The sequence below is a fragment of the Lysinibacillus sp. NPDC097868 genome (assembly GCF_044761135.1).
GTDB lineage: Bacteria > Bacillota > Bacilli > Bacillales_A > Planococcaceae > Lysinibacillus.
In genome coordinates, this window is the sequence record NZ_JBIWBS010000001.1 from 1,217,262 (window position 1) to 1,239,884 (window position 22,623).

The 22,623-nt window shown below is 37.3% G+C and carries 21 protein-coding genes and 1 pseudogene; 19 read left to right on the forward strand and 3 right to left on the reverse strand.

The annotated features are described in order from the left end of the window. Positions 1-113 precede the first annotated feature (113 nt). The 3 genes and pseudogenes from ACIQXJ_RS05840 (at position 114) to ACIQXJ_RS05850 (ending at position 2,403) form a co-directional block, all read left to right on the forward strand. A complete protein-coding gene (locus tag ACIQXJ_RS05840; RefSeq protein ID WP_401009965.1) occupies positions 114-1,091 on the forward strand; it encodes a helix-turn-helix transcriptional regulator in 978 nt (325 codons plus the stop codon). Between the two features lie 61 nt (positions 1,092-1,152). Beyond that, complete coding sequence (locus tag ACIQXJ_RS05845; RefSeq protein ID WP_403050761.1) at positions 1,153-1,662, forward strand: hypothetical protein; 510 nt, start codon at positions 1,153-1,155, stop codon at positions 1,660-1,662. A 212-nt stretch (positions 1,663-1,874) separates the two neighbouring features. Further along, positions 1,875-2,403: pseudogene (locus tag ACIQXJ_RS05850) on the forward strand (GNAT family N-acetyltransferase). 78 nt (positions 2,404-2,481) lie between these two features. On the opposite strand, the gene ACIQXJ_RS05855 reads toward ACIQXJ_RS05850, so the two are convergent. Then, on the reverse strand, positions 2,482-2,880 hold the full coding sequence (locus ACIQXJ_RS05855) for a glucosamine 6-phosphate synthetase (protein WP_403050764.1): 399 nt from the start codon (positions 2,878-2,880) through the stop codon (positions 2,482-2,484). 857 nt (positions 2,881-3,737) lie between these two features. Between ACIQXJ_RS05855 and ACIQXJ_RS05860 the strand changes: the two genes are divergently transcribed. The 14 genes from ACIQXJ_RS05860 to ACIQXJ_RS05925 all read left to right on the forward strand — a co-directional run bounded on the left by ACIQXJ_RS05860 (position 3,738) and on the right by ACIQXJ_RS05925 (position 16,607). Next, a complete protein-coding gene (locus tag ACIQXJ_RS05860) occupies positions 3,738-5,870 on the forward strand; it encodes a type IA DNA topoisomerase (RefSeq protein ID WP_403050767.1) in 2,133 nt (710 codons plus the stop codon). A gap of 157 nt (positions 5,871-6,027) precedes the next feature. Next, a complete protein-coding gene (locus ACIQXJ_RS05865; RefSeq protein ID WP_403050770.1) occupies positions 6,028-6,942 on the forward strand; it encodes a class I SAM-dependent methyltransferase in 915 nt (304 codons plus the stop codon). Positions 6,943-7,577: 635 nt separating this feature from the next. Further along, positions 7,578-8,936 (forward strand): aspartate kinase, encoded by a 1,359-nt coding sequence (locus ACIQXJ_RS05870; protein ID WP_403050773.1) that lies wholly within the window; start codon positions 7,578-7,580, stop codon positions 8,934-8,936. 235 nt (positions 8,937-9,171) lie between these two features. Then, on the forward strand, positions 9,172-9,354 hold the full coding sequence (locus ACIQXJ_RS05875; RefSeq protein ID WP_172771863.1) for a hypothetical protein: 183 nt from the start codon (positions 9,172-9,174) through the stop codon (positions 9,352-9,354). Positions 9,355-9,660: 306 nt separating this feature from the next. Then, entirely contained in the window at positions 9,661-10,344 is a 684-nt protein-coding gene (locus ACIQXJ_RS05880; RefSeq protein ID WP_403050776.1) for an adenosylcobinamide amidohydrolase, read from the forward strand. Further along, positions 10,341-11,297 (forward strand): adenosylcobinamide-phosphate synthase CbiB, encoded by a 957-nt coding sequence (gene cbiB, locus ACIQXJ_RS05885; protein ID WP_403050779.1) that lies wholly within the window; start codon positions 10,341-10,343, stop codon positions 11,295-11,297. Before ACIQXJ_RS05880 ends, cbiB begins: the two co-directional genes overlap by 4 nt. Next, a complete protein-coding gene (locus ACIQXJ_RS05890) occupies positions 11,284-12,369 on the forward strand; it encodes a pyridoxal phosphate-dependent aminotransferase (RefSeq protein WP_403050782.1) in 1,086 nt (361 codons plus the stop codon). Before cbiB ends, ACIQXJ_RS05890 begins: the two co-directional genes overlap by 14 nt. Before the next feature lie 5 nt (positions 12,370-12,374). Beyond that, on the forward strand, positions 12,375-12,983 hold the full coding sequence (locus tag ACIQXJ_RS05895; RefSeq protein WP_403050785.1) for a histidine phosphatase family protein: 609 nt from the start codon (positions 12,375-12,377) through the stop codon (positions 12,981-12,983). 13 nt (positions 12,984-12,996) lie between these two features. Next, a complete protein-coding gene (locus ACIQXJ_RS05900; RefSeq protein ID WP_403050788.1) occupies positions 12,997-13,572 on the forward strand; it encodes a bifunctional adenosylcobinamide kinase/adenosylcobinamide-phosphate guanylyltransferase in 576 nt (191 codons plus the stop codon). A gap of 103 nt (positions 13,573-13,675) precedes the next feature. After that, complete coding sequence (cobS, locus tag ACIQXJ_RS05905; RefSeq protein ID WP_403050791.1) at positions 13,676-14,452, forward strand: adenosylcobinamide-GDP ribazoletransferase; 777 nt, start codon at positions 13,676-13,678, stop codon at positions 14,450-14,452. Next, positions 14,425-15,021 (forward strand): histidine phosphatase family protein, encoded by a 597-nt coding sequence (locus ACIQXJ_RS05910; RefSeq protein WP_403050794.1) that lies wholly within the window; start codon positions 14,425-14,427, stop codon positions 15,019-15,021. Before cobS ends, ACIQXJ_RS05910 begins: the two co-directional genes overlap by 28 nt. Then, on the forward strand, positions 14,973-15,365 hold the full coding sequence (locus tag ACIQXJ_RS05915; RefSeq protein ID WP_403050797.1) for a bifunctional adenosylcobinamide kinase/adenosylcobinamide-phosphate guanylyltransferase: 393 nt from the start codon (positions 14,973-14,975) through the stop codon (positions 15,363-15,365). Before ACIQXJ_RS05910 ends, ACIQXJ_RS05915 begins: the two co-directional genes overlap by 49 nt. A 64-nt stretch (positions 15,366-15,429) precedes the next feature. Then, positions 15,430-15,924, forward strand: coding sequence for an ECF transporter S component (locus ACIQXJ_RS05920; protein ID WP_403050800.1), 495 nt, complete (start codon positions 15,430-15,432; stop codon positions 15,922-15,924). Next, a complete protein-coding gene (locus ACIQXJ_RS05925; RefSeq protein WP_403050803.1) occupies positions 15,921-16,607 on the forward strand; it encodes a hypothetical protein in 687 nt (228 codons plus the stop codon). The genes ACIQXJ_RS05920 and ACIQXJ_RS05925 overlap by 4 nt, the downstream gene beginning before the upstream one ends. Before the next feature lie 186 nt (positions 16,608-16,793). Here the strand turns inward: ACIQXJ_RS05925 and ACIQXJ_RS05930 are convergent, their stop codons facing one another. Both ACIQXJ_RS05930 and ACIQXJ_RS05935 read right to left on the reverse strand, forming a co-directional pair. Further along, the gene (locus tag ACIQXJ_RS05930) at positions 16,794-17,609 is read right to left on the reverse strand and encodes an ABC transporter permease (protein WP_403050806.1); all 816 of its coding nucleotides are present in this window, start codon (positions 17,607-17,609) and stop codon (positions 16,794-16,796) included. Beyond that, positions 17,606-18,619 carry an ATP-binding cassette domain-containing protein gene (locus ACIQXJ_RS05935; protein WP_403054845.1) on the reverse strand — a complete coding sequence of 338 codons (1,014 nt, stop codon included), beginning with the start codon at positions 18,617-18,619 and terminating at the stop codon, positions 17,606-17,608. The genes ACIQXJ_RS05930 and ACIQXJ_RS05935 overlap by 4 nt, the downstream gene beginning before the upstream one ends. 321 nt (positions 18,620-18,940) lie before the next feature. On the opposite strand from ACIQXJ_RS05935, the gene ACIQXJ_RS05940 reads away from it, so the two are divergent. Continuing rightward, entirely contained in the window at positions 18,941-20,674 is a 1,734-nt protein-coding gene (locus ACIQXJ_RS05940) for an ABC transporter ATP-binding protein (RefSeq protein WP_403050809.1), read from the forward strand. Then, a complete protein-coding gene (locus tag ACIQXJ_RS05945; protein WP_403050811.1) occupies positions 20,671-22,491 on the forward strand; it encodes an ABC transporter ATP-binding protein in 1,821 nt (606 codons plus the stop codon). Before ACIQXJ_RS05940 ends, ACIQXJ_RS05945 begins: the two co-directional genes overlap by 4 nt. Positions 22,492-22,623 lie beyond the last annotated feature (132 nt).

The window sequence follows — 22,623 nt, forward strand, 5'->3', positions numbered from 1 at the left end:
TTATTAATGAACTAATTATCCCAAATATATAGAAAATTCGTAGTTAAAAGGACTAATAATGTCCATCTCATTTTGTATAATAAGAGGGTAACTATGTAGAAAGAGTGGGATATATGGTGGATTCACAACAAAATAAAGGCTATCGTGTCATTTCGATGTTTGACAGATTGATGGATGGCCAAGGGATAAGCAAAAAGCAAGAAGCATTTACACATCAGGTTGGTGAAAAAACCATACAACGGGATTTAGATCAAATTAGAGCGTATATTGAAAAAGCTAAATTAGATTGTCATTTAGAGTATGTGCGAACAGAAAAACTGTATAAGCTGACGAAAACAGGGGAAAATGTTTTATCGAAAGAACAAGTGCTTGCGATTGTTAAAATACTAATCGAATCAAGAGCCCTTTTAAAATCAGAAATGAGCGACATCATCGATAAGCTAATTTCAATTGTTGCAGCGGATAAACAAGAGTTTATTCATAATATCATTTTAAATGAAAAGCATTTATACGTTGATTTAAATCATAAAAAATCTCTTTTACATTTAATTTGGGTAATTTCAGAGGCTATTCAGAAGAAAAAAATAATTAAAATTGATTATTTACGTGAAAGTGAATCAATTCCTTCACAAAAAATATTAAAACCTCTCGGTGTTATTTTCTCAGAATACTATTTTTATCTAATTGCTTATGATAGTAAGCATGAGAAGGATTTACCGATTGTCTATCGCATCGACCGAATCCAGCATTTTCTGGAGTTAGATAAGAAATTTCAAATCCCCTACTCAGAGCGCTTTCAGGAAGGTGAATTTCGCAAACGTATTCAATTTATGGATGCAGGTGAGCTAATGCATATTAAATTTATGTTTAAAGGGCGCTCACCGCAAGCAGTTTTAGATCGTTTGCCCACAGCCAAAATTTTGTCAAATAAAGCTGGGGAATGCTTATTTGAAGCGGAAGTTTTTGGGCGTGGCATTAAAATGTGGCTGCTTAGTCAAGGGGAAAATATTGAAGTGTTAGAGCCACTTGAGCTAAGAGAGGAAATGATTGAAACAATCCAATCCATGCAACAAAATTATCTTTACATGTAAGTATGAAAACATGATTAAAAAACTATTCCCTTGCCGACTATAGTAAAAAGGGGGATTAAAGATGTATTCACTTTCAAATTTCAAATTATTAGTAGAGAAACAGGAAGAAATCAATGCAATTTATCAAAATTGTGATGAATTAAAAAAAACAACTGTTGCACCAAAAATCTCCTCTGAAGTTGACCATTTTTTTGAATGTAGTAAAAACCATTTAGAAAGCCAAGGCTTTAATGTGACAGTGACAACATCAAAGCTAAAAGCTCAATATAAGGAAGCGTTTATTACTATCGACAAGCATTCTAAAGACTTAGAGGAATGTATTTTTATTAATTTAAATAATTATGTAGAAGATCAGTTATCTATTATGCTGGACATTGATTCACAACAATCCCAACAAATCATTACATATAACAAAGATGGCTTTTCCAAGGCCTTAGAACAAGTAAATGACAAGTTAAATCGAGCGAAAAATCTCCAAAATGCTTGTCAAGCCACGAAGCTTATTTATAAAAACAATCAAAATAATATTTTCCATTCTGCTGATGAGGCAATAAACTATTATTTTAAATAATACGGGATATAAAATTAATAAGTGAATTTAGCATACTAGGCGTAGTTCTAGTATGCTATTTTTAATTTTTTACAGTACATACCTATTACTATCTATACTATGATTTGTTTGCGCATCCTCATTTTTATTACTAATTTTTAAAATGAAAAGTTCTGGAAGAAGGATTTTTTACGAAATTTGAAGAATTAAAGGTAGAATAAAGGAGGAGTTACATGTTTCCGATTATAGAGACAGAAAGATTAATATTAAGAGAAATAACGTATGAAGATGCTTCGGACCTTTTACGCTGTTTTTCAAATAATCATGTCACACAATATTATGGAATAGATACATTTACGACAATAGAACAAGCTGAAAAACTAATCGAATCTTTTTCTAAAAGCTTCAAGGAAAAGAGAGGCATTCGATGGGGGATAGAAAGAAAAGGAGCGAAAGGTGTGATTGGCACAATTGGCTTCAATGCCTGGTCACCTAATCATAAGCGGGCAGAAGTCGGCTATGAAATTCATCCTGATTACTGGAGAAAGGGCTATACGAAAGAAGCTATTACCGAAATTTTGTCTTATGTTTGACAAGATGGAGCTAAATCGGATTGGGGCAATTGTTTTTATCGAAAATGTGGCATCGAATCAATTACTAACGACAATGGGTTTTCACAATGAAGGAATTTTAAAAGATTATATGTATCAGCAAGGAAAACCACATGATACATACGTATATGCGATTTTTAAAGATAATTAATGATTATCCTGCAGAAAGAAACGAGCCCGAATTCACCTTTTCAAGGTGAGCTTGGGCTCAAGTGATTCTATTGTTCATTTAGTCTTTAGTCAAAGCTAATAGAAAGTTGTCTCGATGTGATTCTTCTTGCATTTTGTTATCGACTAACATGGCACCATATTTCACATTTGTCATGCTGGGATCTACTAAAAATTGAACATTCACTTTAGCATCCTTGTTGTTGATAGGACAATCCCCTTTGAATTCCACAACATCTTGTCCCTTTTGTGTTTCAAAATATAGCCAATATGGATTTTGGCAAGCTGAAGCAAGAGCTGTGTCCAATGATTGGTTACTATTTTCGATTGAATAGTTTTTGACATATGTAATATATTCATTATCTGTTATATCCTTTTGAGGACCGTAAAAATACCAAAACACCCCTAAAATGCCGATTGGAATTATCCACAAAATATTACGCTTACTCAATTTCCCCATTTTCCATCCCCCTTATAACCATATTTTATCATCTCGATACGCTTATTCGCTAGCTCAATATAATATTTTCTACGTTAACCTTTCTTCTTGTTGACTGTAACTTGAGGAAGGGAGGAGCTTTTTTCTTCACAAGTAAAATCTAACAGACATTTAGGATTTTTTATTTTTTACTACCTCCTCTTAAGGTTGCTTTACGTTGTGGCATCTTGTAAATAAAAAAGGCCACCTCAAATGAAATGGAACGCTTTTTCTTAAGCATCTGTTAAAAATAAGACTTAAGAATGCAAAACACGATGAACAAAGTATTTCGCATACTCTGCGTCTTTTTTCTTAACAGAAACAACATATTGTTTGTCATAATTACTGTTCATTCCGAAACTTCCATAGTTACCTCTCTTAGTACCATGTCCAATCGATTGTGCTGAAGGGTCAAGAAGGCTCTTACCTTTGATAATCCTTCCATTGAATATCCAATATATACATCTTCTTTATTAAAGAAAAACATACGATCCCCCTTTTTATAATCCTACCATATGTTTCCACTACATTTTCCAAAATCCTGCTTCGTTAGTGAGTAGAATTCATTACGCAACTTTCGATAATTAACAAATCCAAGTGATAGTTGGTAATACTACAAAAGACGATACAGTCAAAACTGTTATTTGAAAATGATTGACTTGCTAGCGAACAATATATATTTGATTGAATGGAGTTCCAAGTACGAAGACATTAGATATTTTATATTGTTTAAAGTAAAATAGTGGTATGGTATTTCATTAACTCAACTAATCCGATTAGTTGAGTTTTACGTTTTATAAAACGCTATTCAAATATTTAAAAGAAGATGTGATTATTTAATGGGTAAAATTGCTATTTTGGCTGAAAAACCATCGCAGGCAAGAGCTTATGCTGAAGCATTTAAAATTAAACATAAAGAGAAAACGTTTATAGAGTTAGAGCCATGTGCTACATTTCCAGATGGAGCAGTTATTAGTTGGGGGATTGGTCATCTCGTTGAATTAAAGGAACCTAAGGAATATAAAAAGGAATGGGAGAAGTGGTCATTAGATTCGCTGCCGATTATCCTAGATAAATATGAAGATAAAGTTGTTAGTAATATGTACACACAGTTTAATGCAATTAAAAAAATTTTCCACGATCCACAAGTGACGATGATTTACAATGGGTGCGATGCGGAGCGTGAAGGTTCAAATATTTTCTATTCCATTTATAAAATGACGAAAGTAAAAAAGCCTGTAAAACGTTTATGGATTAACTCTTTAGAGGTCGACGAGATTCGAAAGGGCTTCCAAAATATGCAAACTAACGAACGAGATATGCTAATGTATCAAGAAGCGAAAACACGTCAAATTAGTGACTGGCTTGTTGGTATGAACTGTAGTCGTCTATATACACTGCTTCTTCAAAAGAAGGGCTTTAAGGGCAGCATATCAATTGGGCGAGTGCAATCGCCTACCGTATATTTAATTTATAAAAGATTACAAGAAATCGAGAATTTTAAACCTGAGAACTTTTATGAAATTGAGGGTCTATTTAAAGCCCAAAATGGTATGTATAAAGGCAAAGCGAAAATTAAATCAAAAGTTAGAGAAGAAGTAGAGCAACTGTTGATGCAGCACGGTATTCAGCCAATTGATAGTGGTCAAATTGCAAATGTCTCGAATAAGACGAAGCGAATCCAGCCACCAAAATTGCATGCGTTATCAACGTTGCAAGCAACAGCAAATAAACGCTGGAAATATAGTCCAGCACACGTGTTGAAGCTTACGCAGTCGTTATATGAGAAGAAGCTAGTATCTTATCCTCGTACAGATTCCCAGCTTATTACGCATAATGAATTCGATTATTTAAAAGATTCATTACAAAAATACCAACAACTCATTCGACAGTCATTCGCACCTGTTGTAAGAGCCCAAAATAAACGCTATGTTGACAGTTCAAATGTAGGTGAACACTATGCCATTATTCCAACGAAAAAGGTACCAACAGAAAAAGCGTTGCAATCGATGGCTGTAGATGAAAGAAATATTTATTTTGAAATATTAAATACAACGCTTGCGATGTTTCATCAAGATTATGAATATGATGAAAAAACCATTTTAACAAACGTGAAAAATTTAGAATTTAAATCAGTTGGGAAAACAGAGCTTGTAAGGGGCTGGAAAGCGCTTTTCACTGCTGATAAGGAGCCACAAAATCGCGATGAGGTACTACCTGTTGTGACACAAGGCGAAATTGTACAAAGCAAGGTCGAAATTATAGAAGGCACGACAACTCCTCCAAAACCCTATACGGAAGGGCAGTTAATCACCATGATGAAAACATGTGGTAAATCGGTTGAAGATGAGACAGAAATTGAAATTTTAAATTCTGTTGAAGGTATTGGAACAGAGGCAACTCGAAGTGGCATTATCGAGACGATTAAGAAGCATGGTTTTATTGAAGTAAAGAAAAATATTGTAAGCATCACACCTAAAGGGGAACTACTGTGCAGAGCGATTGAAGGAACATTGCTTTCTAGTCCTTCTATGACAGCTAAATGGGAGATTTATTTAAAAAAAATAGGGCGGGGAGAAGGATCAGCAAAACATTTTATCGATAATATTGGCAAATTTATTCATCAGCTAATTGCTGAAGTGCCAAATAAAATTAACACGTTAACGATTGAAGCGGAGCAGTTTACAAAGCCTGTTGCGAAAGATATCGTAACGTGTCCTACATGCAAAGTCGGTAAAATCAGCTTACGTAAGAAATTTTATGGCTGCTCAGAGTATAAAAATGGCTGTAAACAAACTTTTCCAGAAAGATTATTAGGGAAAAAGCTTTCGGAGAAAAATATTAGAGATTTATGTACTAGTGGTCAAACGACTGAGATTAAAGGATTTAAAGCTAAGAGTGGAAAACAGTTCAGTGCCGCACTTCGTTTCGTCGAAGGGAAAATTGAGTTTGAGTTTAAGACAAATAAATAATGATAATCTAGATGCCCAAAATGATCGATTTGAGCAGATGATAAGACTGAATATTTGACAAAAAAACTTTTTTGTGCTATAATTTACATCTATAATTTAAAGTGATAGAATGAGATTCTCCTGGCCAGGGGAATCTTTTTTTATTGGAGTGTTTACTGTGAAAAATAATGAATCAAGTCTAACTTCTCTTGTTTCTGCATTTAGCCGAGCGTATCACGTGAAAGAAGATCGTCCAATTATTTTCAATGATTATATCGCGCAAGATTTCCTATTACCAGCAGAATTTCAAGCAATATCAACAAATATGGCTAATGGTATTGCTTATTTTAGTTCAAATATGGCTGAAAAGCTAAAAAATCAACAAGAAGCAATATTAAAGTGGGTTACACAAATTCAACTCTCACCAACGCCACTTGCGAGAGCCGCATACGCCGAAAATGTTGTATTGCATGAATGCCAACTTGGAGCGGAGCAATACGTCATTTTAGGTGCAGGTTTAGATACGTTTGCTTGGCGTCACGACTCACTAACAAACGTTACTATATTTGAAGTAGATCACCCAACTACTCAACGTTTTAAAATAGAACGATTACAGCAATCAGGTCATACAATCCCGCCATATTTAAATTTTGTAGCAATGGATTTCGTGAAGGAACTTTCATTAGAAGAGTTAGTTGCAGCAGGATTTGATTCATCGAAGAAAACAGTTTTTAGTTTGCTTGGCGTATCGTACTATTTAACAAAAGATGTGTTCCGGCAATTATTAAGCTTGGTTTTTAAAAACCTACCCAAAGGTAGTTCGATTATATTTGATTTTGCCGATGAGCGATTATTTACAGAGGCTGGTATTTTCAATCGTGTACAAAACATGGTACAGATGGCTAAAGCATCTGGAGAACAAATGAAATATGCAACTTCCCTATTAGATTTAGAAATATTACTTTCGAAAGAACAATTGTTAGTTTATGAACACTTATCACCCCAAGAAATTCAAAATCGGTATTTTGCTAATCGAGATGATAATTTACAAGCGTTTGAAACGATTCACTATATACATGCAGTAAAAAACTAATGCCCAACTAGTCTTTGAAATCCTTACCTGTGTATATTTTCAGGTAAGGATTTTTAAAAGAAAGCGTTTCCTTCATTATATAGAAGAAAAGCACAGCGATGATTTTCGAGACAGTGGGGTATAAGTCAAAGCGAACCATTGAAAATGCCATCCTTTGTGGGATGGCATTTTGCAATTTACTACCCAATTCTTTATCAAATAACACAAACATAATGATTTTTGCCGCATATCATAATGGGAATAAGTATTCTCTCCATTGTAAGGAAGTAATCAAGCCAATTAGCTGAACAAAGGAAGCAAGCTAGTAGGATTATATTTGAAGAAGGAGACGAGCTAGAACTACCCAAAGCTCATGTAGTATTCATTCCTTTGATAATATAGCCGAATTAAGCTAGTTTAAGCGAAATTTTTTATGATTATGTAATATATACGAAAAAATTTAATAAAAACCTTAACTATTTCCTTCGAAATCCGTATAATAAATCAAACAGTGCGAAAATTGTCCATTTTTCTATTGATAAATTGCGTGAATTTTTTAAATTGTATTGACGTAGAGAACGATAATTTGTACACTGTGTACATTCAATTGTTTTTTGGAGGAATACATTATTTTAAAAGGTTAGGATTTGATAGATATGATCGTATGTAAATTTGGTGGAACATCTGTAGCAAGTGCAGAACAAATTCAAAAAGTAGCAAACATTGTAAAATCTAATCCGGCGCGCAAAATCGTAGCCGTTTCAGCACCGGGAAAACGTTCTGGTGATGATATAAAAGTAACTGATTTATTAATTGATTTAGCGAATGCGGCATTAAAAAATGAAAATACAGAAGAAAAATTACAGACAGTAGTGAACCGTTTCAAGTCTATAGCTGATGGATTACAGTTGGATAATACTATTTGCGACGTAATTGCTGAAGACCTACGTGAACGTGTGCTTAGTGATGCTTCGAACGAAGAATTATTTATTGATAGCTTAAAAGCAGCCGGAGAAGATAACAACGCCAAGCTTATCGCTGCATATTTTAACTCTATCGGTATGCCTGCACGTTATGTAAGTCCAAAAGAAGGTTTGGTTGTCAATGATCTACCTGAGCGTACGTTCGCATTACCTGAAGCATATTCAAATTTAGCGCCTTTAAAAGATACAAAAGAAGTTATTGTTTTCCCGGGTTTCTTCGGTTACACTAAAGCGGGCATATTGCGTACGTTTGATCGCGGTGGCTCGGATATTACAGGCTCTATATTAGCAGCAGCTATTGAAGCGGAGCTCTATGAAAACTTTACGGATGTTGATTGTGTATTTTCTGCGAATCCGAAAGTCGTGAATGATCCAGTTGAAATTAAAGAAATTACGTATCGCGAAATGCGCGAATTATCCTATGCGGGCTTTTCTGTTTTCCATGATGAAGCATTAATGCCTGTTTATAAGATTGGGGTGCCAGTTAACATAAAAAATACAAATAATCCATCAGCCCCAGGTACTCGAATTGTACCGAGTCGTCCAGCTACAGGTCGCCCGGTAACAGGTATCTCGGCAGACAGTGGCTTTTCAACGTTATATGTGTCAAAATATTTAATGAACCGTGAAGTAGGGTTCGGTCGTAAACTTCTACAAATTTTAGAAGATGAGAATATTTCTTATGAACATACTCCATCTGGTTTAGATGATATTTCAGTTATTATGCGATCTAATCAACTAACACCAGAAAATGAAGCGCGTATATTGACGCGTGTAAAAAATGAATTGCAAGCAGATGATGTCCAAATGCGTCATGGTTTCTCAATGATTGTCATTGTTGGGGAAGGCATGCGTAATAACACAGGTCTTGCGGCACGTGCAGCAACAGCGATTTCAAAAACTGGAGCAAATATTGAAATGATTAACCAAGGTTCGTCTGAAGTAAGTCTTGTATTCGGTGTACTACAAGAATTTGAAAACCGAATTTTACAAGCGTTATATGGAGAATTTTTTGCACAAGTGCAAGCATGAGTGGACAATATACGATAGTTTTATCAAAAACCATTTATAAAATTATCTAAACATAAAAAGGAGCTGTCCCCCTGAGCTATGAATTCATAGCTTAGGAGGCAGCTCTTTCATTTTATAGTGTGACTTTCACAATGGATGATTTTAATGTTTTCTAACAATACTATAAGGAATAGAGTTTTCTTTTATGCAGTAATGCTGTAAAATCGAGTGCGTACATAGATAGGAGGGCATAATTTTGAAAAGTTTTTCAATGGGGATGATTTTGTCTGTTATAGGGATTTTATTTGTCTGTTTAACAATTATGGACATATTACCAGCATCAACGAAATCAATGAAAGTTGTATTTGTCGGCATTGGTTGGGTCTTTATTATTGCCGGATCAATTATTCGATTTAAAAATTTAAAACAAAAGCAATAAGAAAAATATCAAGAAAATGAATGTTGCAAAATACAAAGTTATGATACAATTTCAAAGAAAATAAATAATTTCAGTACGATGAAGTTGTTATTCTGTACTATACGAAAAATTCAGAAGGTTCAAATTTGCAGTGTATTCATAATTAAAGAATGAACAGTACAAATTCTTCTTAGTAAGAATTTGTTTTTTTATTTGTCTCTATTCGTAGAAAGGGTTTTCCCGTATTATAGAAACTTCGGGCCACTACATATAGGCGTAGATGTGGATAATCGACCTATTGCATAATATATTTTAGGAGATGAGTAAATGACGATAGTACGTAAAGTCGATATTAAAATAATGGATCAGTATGTTGCGATTCAAACAGCAACTCCGATGAAAGTCGTATCCTCTGCAATGCATAATCCAGGCTTTGGCTTTTATACGCATCTGCTAAATCGCTCAGTGCCGATAACTTACGATGAACGAAAACCACATCAAGAGTTACAAAGTTTTTTGCAATTAGAGGGCTATCCTATTACTAATACCGTTGCGATGATGACAGCAGTTAATGCACGTTTTGCAACGATACGAGAATTTACATATGAGAGTATTCATCTTGTCGTAATGATTACAGCGGGCCTAGGTAATGCAGTCGATATTACGCGTGCATTTCATCGACAAGAGCAGTATCACGCAGGAACCATTAACACTTGGGTACTGATTAATGGAAAACTATCTGATGAGGCATTGTTTCAAGCAATGATTTCAACAACAGAGGCAAAAGTTAAGGCACTTATAGATGAAAATATTACGGACCCTACAACGGGTACGCAAGCAACTGGTACGTCAACCGATAGTTTGTTAATTGCATCTACAGAAGAGGGCGATTTCCATCAATATGCTGGCCCTATTACAATGTTAGGGAAAATTATTGGCCATGGTGTTTATGAAACGATGCGAGAGGCCATTCAAAAGTATAAAAAAGAGAAGGAGGCGAATCCTTTATGATACCACTAGTGATCGCCTGTATTATTGGCATACTATTTGATTTAGTTGTCGGGGATCCTCCAAAAATGCCCCATCCTGTACGTTGGATAGGTAAGCTTATTCAAGCGCAAACCGCATTGTGGAATAAGGGCAATTTGCGAAAGGTACGTGGCATGGTCATGGCGCTTGCTGTAGTGGGTACGACGATGTTTGTCGTAACGGTTATTTTAATACTCAGCTATCAAGTGAGCATAGTGTTTGGTATTCTAGTAGAGGGATTATTAATAGGTATTGGCTTGGCTCAACGCAGCTTAAAGGAAGCAGCATTAGCTGTTTATGAACCACTCGTAAAGGGCGATTTTGCACAAGCACGTGTGAAGTTATCGTGGATTGTAGGACGAGATACCGAGCAACTTGATGAGGATGAAATTGTTCGTGGCGTCGTAGAAACTGTGTCTGAAAATACAAGTGATGGCGTAACTGCGCCGCTCTTTTATGCATTTTTATTTGGTGCCATTGGCTTATGGGGTTATAAGGCTGTAAATACATTGGACTCCATGATTGGCTATAAAAATGAAAAATACAAAGATTTTGGTATGTTTGCAGCAAAACTTGATGATGTATTGAATTTTATTCCAAGTCGTTTAACAGGATTATTAATGGTTCTTGGAACAAAAAATGAAACATCTGTGACGCTTGGCAAACGATTAAGACATTGGGCACAGGATGCAAAAAAACATCCGAGTCCAAACAGTGGTTATTTAGAAGCAGCAACAGCGGTCCAGCTAGGGGTTCAACTAGGTGGAAAAAATACATATCAAGGAGTTGCATCATACAGAGCGACAATGGGTGAAAAATTAGTACCGTTAACGAAGGAGCATATTGCAACTTCTATTATTCATATGCGTGTAGCTACATTACTCTTTACGCTCGTTATGTTAGCAATGGAGGTGTTAATTTTTGCAATTACCTAATCATGGAGCAAATCCGCAAAATGTCTATCATCAGCTCGGGCTAACTATGCCTACAGAAGTTTATGATTTTAGTGAAAACGTAAATGCTGCAGGGCCGCCTACATTTGTTGAGGCACGTTGGCGCACATTTTATCCATTAATTCAGCGTTATCCAGATCCTGATGGAGAGCCTTTTTTAACAAAGGTGGCTCAATTTCATCACATTGAAAAAGATTCTATCGTTTTAGGTAATGGAGCATCAGAGTTATTTAGTGTTTTAGCAAGACGCTATGCAAATAAGCGTGTACTTGTCGTGCATCCGACATTTTCTGAATACGAAAGAACATTAAAAGCAGCAGGGGCGGACGTCGTGTCGATTGTTGTCGAGGACTTTGTTCAATATACATTACCGATGGAGCTTCTTTATCAAGAAATGGTCACTGCAGATGCATTATATATTTGTACACCTAATAATCCAACAGGTGTATTGCCAAAGAAAGAGGAACTGCTAGGCTTGATAGCTGTTGGAGCGGAAGTAAATTGTGAAGTCGTTTTTGATGAAGCATTTATCGACTGGGTCAGTGAAACACATTCGTTAATTGACTATGTTGCTAATAATGCACATGTAATTGTTGTTCGATCTATGACGAAAATGTATGCAATACCTGGATTAAGACTAGGTTATTTAATAGCGAATAAAACTATTATTTGTGAGTTGAAAGCAATGCTATCTCATTGGAATCTCAATGCGTTTGCGCTCGTTATTGGATCAGGTTGTTTGGACGAGCATGAATACTGTCAACAAGCAATTAGTTATGCAGCGAAACAAAGGGAATGGTTACAGCAGTTTTTAATAGAAAATGGATGCTTGGTGACGAATAGTGTTACGAATTATGTTTGTTTTTCATTGCCGAAAAATATGCAAGCAGATACATTTTTTAGCTATTGTTTAGCAGAGGGAGTTGTCCTGCGTCATACAAAAAACTTTATGGGGTTAAATGGAGCATGGTTCCGCATCGGAATAAAGGATGTAACGGCGATGACCTATTTACAAAACTGTTTACAAGCGTGGTTTAAAGCAAATAAGGGGTGAGAAAAGTGACGACTTTTTATCTAGTTCGACATGGGGAAACAGTATGGAATAAAGAGCATCGATTACAAGGGTGGTTAGACTCACCTTTGTCGGAAATGGGCATTTTGCATGCCCAAAAACTTGCAGAACAATTAAAAGATATTCCGTTTGCAGTTGCTTATAGTAGCACCAGTGACCGTGCGAAAGAAACAGCGCGCTATTTAGCAGCGGGGCGAAAGCTTGCGATTTACTACGAGGACGATTTACGTGAGATTTTTTTAGGAAATTGGCAAGGGCAAACTGTTGAGGATATTCTGGAAACAAATCGATTTGACTATGAGCTGTATACGAATTATCCAGCACAATTCGTCGCGACGCATACCGAAAGCTTTGGTGCAGTGACAGAACGTGCCATGTATACGTTAAAAAATATTGCGAAAATCTATCCACATGAACATATTTTAGTTGTGTCACATGCTGTTACGATTAAATGCATTATAAATGCAATATTAGGTCGTGGTATTGATCAGCTATGGTCAGCACCGTACATTGAAGGAACTAGTGTAACAATCGTAGACCGATTAGAAGAAAGTTGGCATATCAAGGTAATTGGTAGCACACAACATTTACAATAGAGAGGTGAGAGCAGTGCCGCTAATTTTTATTTCAGGTGGTGTCCGCAGTGGAAAGTCTCACTTTGCCGAAAAAGCAGCTGTTTTGCACTACCAAAATAATAATTTATTGGATAAGCGACTTATTTATATAGCTTCTGGTGTTGCAATGGACGTTGAAATGGAAAAACGGATAGCTCGACACCAGTCTGATCGACTAAAACATGCGATTGCGTGGCATACGATCGAAGCACCATATGAAATACAGAATGTTTTCAATAAGTTCGTCGATGGCGATGTCGTACTTTGGGACTGTGTAACGACTTGGCTGACAAATGCCTTTTATGAGGGGTTTGATCGTGGCACACCTTGTGTGGAAAAGCCTGGTTGTGTAGAAGAAAAGCTGAGAATTATGAAAAGTTCAGTGCAAACGTTACTTGACAAAAAGGTGACGCTTTTTGTCGTTTCCAATGAACTTTTTGATGAGCCTCCATATGATAACGAAGAGGTCGAATTGTACCGTCAAAAGCTCGGTAGCTTACATCAATGGTTCGTTTCTGTCGCACATGAGGCATATGAGATAAATTATGGTATCGTAAAGAAATGGAAATAAGTGATTTGTTATTATACGAGCAGCAAATAACTTAGTTAAGAAATGTCCATATTAATTTGTTGTAAGAAAATTGAAGATAACTTAAAAGAAAGAAGGCAAGGCAATGAAAACTATTTGGCATAGCATATTGCTCGCATTTCAATTTTTTACGGTTTTGCCTGTACATAAAGAAATTCCTCTATCTAAAAAAACAGTTACCGGAATGTTCGCGTTTTTACCATGGATTGGAGCGCTTATGGGAGCTGTCGTTGCAGCGACAATCTTTAGTTTAACAGAATGGACATCTAGTAGTGATGTTTTATTAACATTTTTGATTGTCGGACTGTTCGCATTTTTTACAGGGGGCTTACATTTAGACGGCTTTATCGATATGGGAGATGCCTATTTTTCGTATCGAGATCGTGAAAAGCGTCTTGAAATCTTGGATGACCCTCGGGTAGGAGCATTTGGTGTTTTGTCTGTCTTATTTCTAGTGTTAGGAAAATTCGTTGTGCTTCATGAGCTTTTTGTACAGAACAAACTATCATTGTGGATGCTCGTTTTTATACCTTTATTGACACGTGTAGGGATGAGCTTCTATTTTCTATCTTTAAAGTGTTCAAAGGAAAAAGGTTTAGCCTATTTTTTTAAATCACAACTGAACCATCGTGTATTAGCCAGTTTAATGATAATGACGCTTGTATTTGCAAGTTGTTGTGTATTTTTTACAATAGGCTTTTCAAGTTTGCCATTCGTGCTCATTGCTGTTCTTGTCACTGCCTTTTTATTGTTTCGTCAATTTACAGTGCGCAATTTTGGCGGTGTATCAGGTGACTTGCTTGGAGCATCAATTGAAGGAATGGAGGTTGTGCTATGGGTGACATTGTTACTGTTCGCTTAATGAGACATGCACCAACTATAGAAAATTTGGAAAAGCGTTATATTGGCTGGACAGATTCTCCATTAGCAAATGCTACAACGCTTCCTATACTTAATGAAGCTGTAAAAAAGGTATATGGCAGTGATTTACGTCGGTGTCAAGAAACGGCTTCTCGTTATTTTCCACATGCTAACTATATTGCAGATGCAAGATTTCGGGAGTCTAATTTTGGTGATTTTGAATGTAAAACATATGATGAATTAAAGTCAGACATACGTTACTGTACTTGGCTAGATGACCCGACTAGTATATCACCACCAAACGGAGAACATTTTGAGTTGTTTTGTGATCGGGTGATTGCTGGATTTTTAGCATTGCCAAAAGATGAACAAGAGTATTATCTCGTTGTGCACGGTGGAGTTGTACGAGCGTTACTTGTAGCATTTGCGCCACAACAAATGTCTTTTTGGTCGTATCAAGTACCACATGATCGGGTATTTACGTTAACATTTTCCGAAACTGCTTGGAAGGAGGGAGCAAGATGCATGTCTTTATCGGAGGGGCCTATAACGGAAAAACCGCCTATGTGACACAATTGCTTGAGGAGCAGGAAGTAGCAGTGATGAATGGGGTTATTCCAGAGGTAGCACCTGCATGTGATGCGCTAATTATTAAAAATCTTGAACACTGGCTGATAAAGCAAAATCTTGAGGAAGATGAAGTAATTGTCAAAAATATTTTGACGAACCTTAAAATTCTTGAAGAAGGCTGTCAATTGTATATTATTGTAACCGATATGGGACGTGGTGTGGTGCCAATGGAAAAACAGACACGGCTATTGCGTGACACTTGTGGTCGTTTGTATCAGGCGTTATTTGCAGAAGCAAAACAAGTTGACCGTATTTGGTATGGCATTGCAGAACGTATCAAATAATCAATAGAGATTAGATACAATTCCCGAGAGGGGTATTCACTATTTTAAGAAAAGGGGAAATAGAATGGATCGACAAAAATTAATGAGTATAACACTAACTGCCATGGTGGCGGCGATTTGTGCTGTTGGTGCAGTCATTAAAATCCCGTCATTTGTATCAACGGCGGCATTAGACTCAGCACCAGCATTTTTAAGTGTTGTGTTCTTATCACCTGTTTTAGCAGGAGTAGCGGGGTTAATCGGACATGTCATTACAGCAATGACTTCTGGTTTTCCATTTGGACCCTTGCATATTATTATTGCTATTGAAATGTTTATTGTCGTGTGGATATTTGGTGTAATGCATAAAAGAGGCATGCATTTTTGGAAATGGCCAGTAGCACTTATACTAAATGGTGTCATAGCACCAATCCCTTTTTATTTCATTATAAGCCCAGCGTTTTTTTGGGGTTCATTAGCTAGTATTTTTATGGCAGCAGTTATCAATCTTATTATTGTCGCTGTTGTAATGCCGATTCTCTCGAAAGTGTTTGTCCGTAAGGAGGGGCGCGTGAATTGAGAAATGCAGTAAAAGTAGGGGAACTTATTGCCACAACCGACAATGCAGCAGCGATTGGTGAAAAATCACAAGATGTCGTATTTGCCCCAGATAAGTTAACAGCATATTTAACAGCGCGTGTTACTTTTTTAGAGCAGCTTGCAGCTGGAGCGATACCAATGCATATAATTCTCGCTAACTTTTCGGGTGATGCATCATGGACACGATATGTCGCAGGAATAGGACAAGTTTTTGAAGAAGTAGGGCTGATCTGTCCTCCAATAGAGGGTAGTTCTGAATCCAACATGCCAACATTGCAATCTGGATTATCGATTACAATGCTAGGTGAAGTACAAAAAAGATTACCGTTTGATCGTGATAATCTGAGTTGGTACACATATGGTCTACCACTCGTAGGCATAGAAGTGCTTGAACAACCCGAGGATGTTGCTCAGCTCCAGCCAATATTTCGTGCATGGCGTGAAGAAATTGTGCAACAAGTTTGGCCGGTAGGGTCGCAAGGACTACATGCAGAATTTTCACGTCTTTTTGGGCATTACCAAGTAAAAAGTTCGTTGGATATCGAAAAATCAGCAGGGCCTTGTGCAGTTATATTATTAGGTATCAATCCAGGAAAAGAGCAACTGGCGCAAAAATTGTTTACCCGAAATTTTGAGAAGTGCCAGTCACCCAAACAATTTTGAAAACTTGAAGTAGGTTAGTTTTAATTTGTAAGTTTAAATCGACGAATTCTCCAGCAGGTAAGCACAAAATGTAAAGCCGCAACCCGCACAGTAGCGATGGTTGCGGTATACAATGTGCTTCGCGTAAAGCGCAGTGGATTTTTACGCTACAGTAGCCTGTTAGAGTATACTATTATTGAAAAATTCTTAAGTTCTGCGCATATAAGCACGGACTGTTATTGGTGCGAAAATTGCTACAATAACCGCAGCACCGATAAGGGACGCACTTAAATCCCAACCGACTGTTCCATCATTAGTTAGTTCCCTAACTGCAGTGACTAGATGCGATATAGGATTGATCTTCACAAACCATTGCAAGAAGTTTGGTAATGTTTCAGCTGGTACAAAAGCGTTCGACAGAAACGTCAGCGGAAACAATACGAGCATTGAAATCCCCTGTACACTTGAAGCCGTTCGTGCAATTACACCAAAGAAGGCAAAAATCCAACTCATAGCCCAAGCACAAACAATGACAAGAAGACCGGCTAGCACAACAAAACCTAAACCACCTTCTGGACGGTATCCCATAATATAACCCATTGAAAAGGTTAAGACAGTTGCGATTGTATATCGAATTGTATCAGCTAATAACGCACCAGCCAACGGTGCTATACGTGCAATCGGTAAAGATTTAAACCTGTCAAAAACCCCTTTATCCATATCTTCTCGTAACTGAACACCAGTAACAATTGAGGTCGTAATAACCGTTTGAACTAGAATGCCGGGAATAATAACCGGTAAATAACTTTGAACGTCACCAGAGATGGCACCACCAAAAATATACGTGAACATTAAGGTGAATATAATAGGCTGTAGTGTTACATCAAACAATTGCTCAGGTGTGCGTCTGATTTTCAAAATGCCGCGATAAGCCATTGTTAATGAATTATTTATTGATTGGCGTAAGCTCGTTCTGTTGGGTAGCTGGCGTCCGCTCTGTTGTTTTATCATTGAATTTTTCATCGTTTTGCATCTCCTACCTCATTAGCCTCTGAAAAAGCATTGTCCTCTACACCATGGCCAGTAATCGTTAGAAATACCTCATCTAATGTTGGCTTTTGCACACTCATTTCGTCTAATAAGATTCCTTTTTGTCTGAGCGCAATAAGTAAATCTGTAACGAGGTCCGCATTCGTCATTGGAGCGGTTATCTTTCCGATATTAGAAGTCATCGTTGAAGGAACTTTTAGTACATGTTCAATTATTTGACAAGCATCACTAATATCGTTTGGATTTTGAATGCTTAAATGCAGTGATGAAGTACCGACTGACGCTTTTAGTTCATCGACCGTTCCTTCAGCAACTACTCGACCATGATCAATAACAGCTATTCTGTCCGCAAGTTCATCGGCTTCTTGAAGGTACTGGGTTGTTAAAAGTACGGTTGAGCCCATATCTACCAATCGACGAATGGTATCCCACATTTGATTACGTGTTCGTGGATCTAATCCAGTAGTCGGTTCATCCAAGAAAATTAATGGAGGCTGAGCAATGAGACTTGCTGCTAAATCTAATCTGCGGCGCATACCCCCAGAGAAATTTTTCAGCGGACGTTTTGCAGCATCTGTTAAACCAAATTCTTCTAACAGTTCCGCAGCTTTTTTCCGTGCATCAGCTCGCCCTAGCCCAAGTAGTCGAGAGAAGATAATTAAATTTTCTGTAGCACTAAGTGACTCATCTACTGAAGCATATTGACCTGTCACCCCAATCAATTGACGAACAATATGTGGTTCCTTCACCACATCATAGCCGAAGATACGTGTTGAACCAGCATCCGCTCGTAAAAGGGTTGCAAGCATTCGAATTGTTGTTGTTTTGCCTGCGCCATTTGGCCCAAGCACACCGTATATACTGCCAGCGCGTACGTTTAAATCTACACTGTCAACAGCACGATGATCACCAAAATTTTTAACTAAACCCTTTGCTTCGATGGCCCATTCTGGATTGCGCAATATTCCTTCTCTGTTGTTCATTTCTTTCAAAATTATTCCTCCTTACTTACGTCTTCTTAAATGTTGCTTTGTAATGCATTTTCATAGCAAATGACTTTTCTGTTCTAGCTATCATTTTAGAAAAATGTTCATAAACGGATAATACATTAAATTTATGAACTGAATATTAACTGAGAAATAATATTGAGGATGAAATTAATTTGTTATTTGTTTTCAATTTTCTCGAGAAATTTACTAGCAGAGAGCTATTAAATTCAGAATTGTTTGAGTGCCTGGTACTTAGGAATGATTTTCAGTTATAATGAATATCGAATGTGATTTACAAGGAACGGAGACGAAAGAATGCAGGCAGTTAGACAGTTAGGGCGCTTTTTAGGGCCCTATAAATTTTTTACGCTGATTGCACCAATTTTAATGGTGCTTGAGGTAACGATGGATTTAATCCAGCCAACCATTATGCAACATATGATTGATACGGGAATTGCGAATAATGACAATCCGTATGTATTTAAAATGTTTATATTCATGCTTATGAGTGCCGTTCTTGGATTAGTAGGGGGGCTTGGATGCTCAATTTATAGCTCCAAGGCAGCCATTCACTTTGCCTCTGATGTACGTCAGTCATTATATGAGAAGATGATGACGTATTCGGCAAAGGAAAGGGATGCGTTTACTACTGGAAAGCTAATTACGATTTTAACAAGTGATGTGGAAAGCATCCAACGAGCGTTTATGATGACGCTACGTATTTTTGTACGAGGACCGTTATTATTTATTGGTGCGGTTGTCATCGTGTTTGTGACGGCTCGCGAGTTATTTTCAATTTTGCTCGTTATTGTGCCGATTTTAATCATCGCAATGTATTTTTTCACTAAGTATTCAGGTGTTTTATATCGTAAAGTACAAGAGGCAATTGACGGTGTTAACACAAAACTACAGGAGAATTTAGCAGGTATTCGTGTAGTAAAGGCTTTTCGTCGGGAAAAGCATCAAGTAGAGCAGTTCGCGGGCATTAATGACACACTTACGAAACGTTTTATTACAGCAGAACAAATTGTAGGTGTACTCGTACCGTTTACGATGTTTGTAGTGAACCTCGGAATTGTTGCTGCACTTTGGCTTGGGGCAATTAAAGTTGAAGCAGGCACGTTGCAAGTCGGTGTAATACTTGCTTTTATTAACTATTTAACGATTATTTTAAATGGGCTTATGTCTTCTAGTATGGTCTTAATGCAAATTGCTCGTGCTCTTCCATCAGGAGAGCGTATTGTCGACGTTCTCAACAAGGAAGTAGCGGTGCAAGAAGTAGCACAGCCGATTACTTCGTCAATTCAAGGAACAATTGACTTTCAAAATGTGAGCTACCGTTATTATGAAACGTCAGAAGATGTGCTGAAAAATATTACATTTTCTGTAAAGGCGGGTCAAACCGTAGGGCTAATTGGTAAAACGGGTAGTGGTAAATCGACACTTGTTAAGCTATTACCACGTCTTTTTGATCCGACTAGTGGTACTATTTTGCTGGATGGCAAGCCGCTCAATCAATATGCATTGAATACGCTACGTGAACATATCGGCTTTACCTCTCAGAAAGCCTTACTTTTTTCTGGACCAATTGAAAAAAATATACGCCTTGGTAAGGAAGAAGCGACAAATGAGGAATTACAGCAGGCACTGGATGCAGCCTGTGCGTCTGAGTTTGTTGATATGCTTGAACAAGGACTAGCGCATGAGCTATCACAGGGTGCAACGAATCTATCTGGTGGCCAAAAGCAACGATTGGCACTTACACGGGCATTTGTAAGACAGCCAGCAATACTAGTTTTAGACGATACAACCTCGGCCCTCGATAGCGCATCTGAAAAGCATGTGCAGCAGGCAATTAGCGAACATTTTCAAGAAACGACAACATTTATCGTCGCGTCGAAAATTACTTCCATACAACAGGCAGATCTTATTTTAGTGATAGAGGATGGCGAAATTGTTGGTCAAGGTACGCATCAACAGTTATTACAAAGTAACCAACCTTACCAAGCAATCTACGCTTCACAGCAAAAGGCTGGTGAACAACAATGAGTCAAAATCAACCGAAGCAAATGAATTTTGGACGTGGGCCACGTATGGGTGGACCTGCTGAAAAGGCAAAAAACCAAAAAACCACAATATTACGTGTATGGCAGTATGTCAGACAACAAAAAGTAGGGCTGTTCTTTTCGATATTTTTTGTTATCGCCTCTACATTTTTAAGCTTGGCAGGACCTTATTTAATCGGACATATTGTTGATGATTATATTATGAAAAAGCAGGTCGCCGGTACGATTCGACTGGGCATTGTGCTAGCCTGTATTTTTACGGTAGCATCGATTTTTACTTGGCTACAAACATATGTCATGATTCAAGTAGCGATGAAGACAATACGTACATTACGCCTTGACCTATTTAAAAAACTTCAAACATTAACACTGAAATTTTTCGATCAACGCGCACTTGGTGATTTAATGAGCCGTGTAACGAATGACATTGATAACTTAAATACAGCATTAGCGCAGAGTGTGACTCAAATCGTATCGTCGATTTTAACAGTAATCGGTGTTAGCATTGCGATGTTCTCACTTAGCTGGCAGTTAGCCATTGTGACACTAATTATTATTCCGTTAATTGTTTTCACAACAAAGCAAATTGTCAAACGTAGTAGTAAAAACTATGCGGCTCGTCAACGTGATTTAGGGAAATTGAATGGAACGATTGAAGAAATGATTACGGGAGCGGAGGTACTTACACTTTTCGGTAAGGAACAGCAAACGATTGAATCTTTCCGTAAACAAAATAACAACCTACGCGACTCAGCACAGCGCGCAGAAATTACTTCAGGCTTATTAGGACCAATCAACAACTTTATGAATAACTTAGGGCTAGCAGTTGTAATCGGTACTGGGGCTTTTTTAGCGGTAAAAGGTGTAGTGACCGTCGGGATAATCGCGGCATTTGTCACATACACTCGTCAATTTTTCCGTCCGCTGAATCAGCTATCGAATTTATTGAATACGTTCCAATCAGCGATTGCTGGGGCAGAACGAGTATTTGAAATTTTAGACGAACCATCGGAAGTAGCGGATAAAAAGCATGCAATTGATAGTCAAAGCTTAAAAGGGGAAGTCGTATTTCAACATGTTTCCTTTAGCTATTTGGCAAATCAGCCAATACTAAAAAATATAAATTTCCATGCTAAGGCAGGAGATACAATTGCACTTGTTGGTCCAACTGGCTCAGGGAAAACGACGATTATTAACCTACTAACACGTTTTTATGATGTGGATGCAGGTGAGATTCTTATTGATGGTCATAATATCGAGGATTATAAAATGGCAACGATTCGTAAACGCGTTGGTGTTGTGTTACAAGACACTTATTTATTCACAGGTACTATTCGCGAAAATATTCGCTTTGGTAAGCTAGATGCTTCGGATGCAGAGGTAGAGGAAGCGGCTAAAATTGCAAATGCGCATAATTTTATAAAATACTTACCAGCGCAATATGATACAGCTGTACAGGCGGGTGGAGCTAATTTAAGTCAAGGGCAACGACAGCTGATAGCTATTGCTCGTGCCATTTTAGAAAATGCTGATATTTTAATATTGGATGAAGCGACATCTAGCGTAGATACGCAAACAGAGGTCGATATTCAAAAAGGATTACAACATTTAATGCGTGGCCGCACTAGCTTTGTTATTGCACACCGTCTGAAAACCATTGAAAACGCCGATCAAATATTGGTTATTCAACAAGGCGAAATTGTTGAGCAAGGAAACCATCAGCAACTTATGCAAAAACAAGGCATATACAGAAACCTACAGCAAAAGCTGCTTTTAGAAAAAGATGAGCTAAGCTTATAAAACATGTAAAGTTTCATGAGAAAATATTTATTTTTTCATGAAACTTTTTCCATTGTCTGATTGTCTAACTACAAATTGTGTGCACTCTACATTTGTTGAAAAATGGAAATGTTTTTCTGTGGGGTGCGAAAT

Coding starts and splice junctions, on each gene's coding strand:
- ACIQXJ_RS05840 (WP_401009965.1), top strand. CDS start 114: ATGGTGGATTCACAACAAAATAAAGGCTATCGTGTCATTTCGATGTTT.
- ACIQXJ_RS05845 (WP_403050761.1), top strand. CDS start 1,153: ATGTATTCACTTTCAAATTTCAAATTATTAGTAGAGAAACAGGAAGAA.
- ACIQXJ_RS05855 (WP_403050764.1), bottom strand. CDS start 2,880: ATGGGGAAATTGAGTAAGCGTAATATTTTGTGGATAATTCCAATCGGC.
- ACIQXJ_RS05860 (WP_403050767.1), top strand. CDS start 3,738: ATGGGTAAAATTGCTATTTTGGCTGAAAAACCATCGCAGGCAAGAGCT.
- ACIQXJ_RS05870 (WP_403050773.1), top strand. CDS start 7,578: ATGATCGTATGTAAATTTGGTGGAACATCTGTAGCAAGTGCAGAACAA.
- ACIQXJ_RS05880 (WP_403050776.1), top strand. CDS start 9,661: ATGACGATAGTACGTAAAGTCGATATTAAAATAATGGATCAGTATGTT.
- cbiB (WP_403050779.1), top strand. CDS start 10,341: ATGATACCACTAGTGATCGCCTGTATTATTGGCATACTATTTGATTTA.
- cobS (WP_403050791.1), top strand. CDS start 13,676: ATGAAAACTATTTGGCATAGCATATTGCTCGCATTTCAATTTTTTACG.
- ACIQXJ_RS05910 (WP_403050794.1), top strand. CDS start 14,425: ATGGGTGACATTGTTACTGTTCGCTTAATGAGACATGCACCAACTATA.
- ACIQXJ_RS05915 (WP_403050797.1), top strand. CDS start 14,973: ATGCATGTCTTTATCGGAGGGGCCTATAACGGAAAAACCGCCTATGTG.
- ACIQXJ_RS05920 (WP_403050800.1), top strand. CDS start 15,430: ATGGATCGACAAAAATTAATGAGTATAACACTAACTGCCATGGTGGCG.
- ACIQXJ_RS05930 (WP_403050806.1), bottom strand. CDS start 17,609: ATGAAAAATTCAATGATAAAACAACAGAGCGGACGCCAGCTACCCAAC.
- ACIQXJ_RS05935 (WP_403054845.1), bottom strand. CDS start 18,619: ATGAACAACAGAGAAGGAATATTGCGCAATCCAGAATGGGCCATCGAA.
- ACIQXJ_RS05940 (WP_403050809.1), top strand. CDS start 18,941: ATGCAGGCAGTTAGACAGTTAGGGCGCTTTTTAGGGCCCTATAAATTT.
- ACIQXJ_RS05945 (WP_403050811.1), top strand. CDS start 20,671: ATGAGTCAAAATCAACCGAAGCAAATGAATTTTGGACGTGGGCCACGT.